The organism is Bacteroides sp. RTP31139st1_H2_RTP31139_211217, assembly GCF_040227615.1.
Taxonomy (GTDB): domain Bacteria; phylum Bacteroidota; class Bacteroidia; order Bacteroidales; family Bacteroidaceae; genus Bacteroides; species Bacteroides uniformis.
Genome location: NZ_JBCNZM010000242.1, coordinates 2,820 through 5,031, shown reverse-complemented (window position 1 = coordinate 5,031; position 2,212 = coordinate 2,820). Strand labels below are relative to the sequence as shown.

The window sequence follows — 2,212 nt, the reverse complement described above, 5'->3', positions numbered from 1 at the left end:
ACATGGAACAGGAAGTGGGCATTGCCGACATCATCAGTGTCCTCACCGGGCTCATCGACTGGGTACGGGCGGCCGACCTCGAAAAGGCAAAGGAAATCACCCGGCTGGCCGATGCGTACATTAAAGACAAATTATAAAGGGATAGACAATGAAACAGACTGACAGACTCGCTCTCCTCGATTGGGAGAAGTACAAAGAAGACATCGCAAGGGCTACACCGGTCGATAGGAACATGACGGCAGCCGAACGGGAAAAACACCGGGAATATCTTGAGAAACATCCCATAGAATGGATCAAGTTCTTTTTTCCGAATTATGCCAAATATGAATTTGCCGACTTCCAGAAAAAGGCTATCCGGCGGATCATTGCACACGATGAATGGTTTGAGGTGCTTTCTTGGAGCCGTGAGCTGGCCAAATCCACCGTCACCATGTTCATCGTCATGAATCTCACGCTTACCGGACGCAAAAAGAATGTGATTCTGACCTCCAACAGCAAGGACAATGCGGTGCGCCTGCTCGATCCCTACCGGGCCAATCTCGAAGCCAACGGACGCATCATGGCATACTACGGCAAACAGGAACTGCCGGGCTCATGGACCGAGGATGAATTCACCACCAAAGGGAAGGTCTCTTTCCGCGCACTGGGTGCCGGACAATCTCCGCGTGGTTCGCGAAACGAGGCCATACGTCCCGACGTGCTGCTGGTCGATGACTTTGATACGGACGAGGATACCAAGAACCCGGACATCATCCAGAAGCGCTGGGACTGGTGGGAAAATGCGCTGTATCCCACAAGGTCCATTTCCGAACCTACACTGGTCATCTTCTGCGGAAACATCATCGCCAAGGACTGCTGCGTGGTGAGGGCGGGCGAAATGGCCGACTCCTGGGACATCGTGAACATCCGCGACAAAAACGGTTTTTCCACATGGCCGGAAAAGAACTCGGAAGAGGACATCGACCGCACACTGTCCAAAATATCCAAAAAGGCGGCACAGGGAGAATATTTCAACAACCCGATTTCCGTGGGCGAGGTATTCGAGAACATTGCATACGGCAAGGTTCCGGCACTCTCCAAATTCAAGTTCCTCGTGGTGTATGGCGACCCGGCACCGGGCGAAAGCAAGGGTAAGAAAGGCAAATCCTTCAAGACGGTTTCGCTCTGTGGCAAATTGGGTGGCAGGCTTTACGTCATCAAGACTTTCCTGGCACAGGCGCTCAATGCGGAGTTCATTGACTGGTATGTCCGGATGCTTGAATTTGTCGGGGGCAAGACCAATGTCTATTGCTACATGGAGAACAACAAGCTGCAGGACCCTTTCTTCCAACAGGTGTTCAAACCGCTGGTGGCAAAAGTACGCCGCGAACAGAAGATTGCGCTGTTCATCCGGGGCGACGAGGAGAAGAAGACGGACAAGGCTACGCGCATCGAGGCCAACCTTGAACCGCTCAACCGCGAGGGGAACCTCATCCTCAACGAGGCTGAACGGGACAATCCGCACATGAAGGAACTGGAGGATCAGTTCAAGTTGTTCACCCTGACCATGCGCTATCCGGCCGACGGACCGGATGCGGTCGAAGGGGCGAACCGTATCATTGACGAACTGATCAGGCGCATTGAACCGCCCGTATTCCGATCACGGAAGGATGTAAGAAAACGGAATAAGAAAAGATTATGACAACTCTAAAACAATAGGACTATGAGCAAATTTGTTGAACTTACCGATTACGATGCGAGCATCCACCGAGACATCCTCGACGCACTGGTTCGCGAAGACGAAACGGTCATTGAGGTTTGCGAGGACAGGGCCATTGCCGAAATGCGGTGTTATTTGAGCAAACGCTACGACTGCAACAAGATTTTTGCGGCCACCGGGGACAACCGGAACCAGCTCGTGCTGATGATGGTCATCGATATGACGGTCTATCACATCTTCTGCATCCACAACCCGCAGAAACTTTCCCAGGTACGCAAGGATCGTTACGAACGGGCGGTGGAATGGATGAAGGCGGTGGCCGACGAGGACATTTCAATCGAAGGGGCTCCGCTGCTGCCCGAGGAACAAAGGGCGGGCAGGTCGGATTTCCGCATTCAAAGCAACCGCAAACGAACGAACCACTGGTAAAAAGCAAGCATCATGAAAAAGAAAAACAGAAAAAACAACAAAGCCGGCATCATCACCGTAGGGGGAAACTTCACGTTGCCGGGA

General features: G+C 52.5%; 2 protein-coding genes and 1 pseudogene. All 3 read left to right on the top strand.

Features of this window, described 5'->3' with window-relative positions; translation table 11 throughout:
• Positions 1 to 137: pseudogene (locus tag ABUA47_RS22990) on the top strand (DDE transposase family protein); the annotation flags it as partial.
• Between the two features lie 11 nt (positions 138 to 148).
• Positions 149 to 1,681 (top strand): hypothetical protein, encoded by a 1,533-nt coding sequence (locus ABUA47_RS22985; RefSeq protein WP_117697424.1) that lies wholly within the window; start codon positions 149 to 151, stop codon positions 1,679 to 1,681.
• 21 nt (positions 1,682 to 1,702) lie between these two features.
• Complete coding sequence (locus tag ABUA47_RS22980; protein WP_117697422.1) at positions 1,703 to 2,128, top strand: phage protein Gp36 family protein; 426 nt, start codon at positions 1,703 to 1,705, stop codon at positions 2,126 to 2,128.
• Positions 2,129 to 2,212: the final 84 nt, after the last annotated feature.

What these genes read in the sequence shown, in the direction of transcription:
- ABUA47_RS22985 (WP_117697424.1), top strand. Translation starts at nt 149, where the DNA reads ATGAAACAGACTGACAGACTCGCTCTCCTCGATTGGGAGAAGTACAAA.
- ABUA47_RS22980 (WP_117697422.1), top strand. Translation starts at nt 1,703, where the DNA reads ATGAGCAAATTTGTTGAACTTACCGATTACGATGCGAGCATCCACCGA.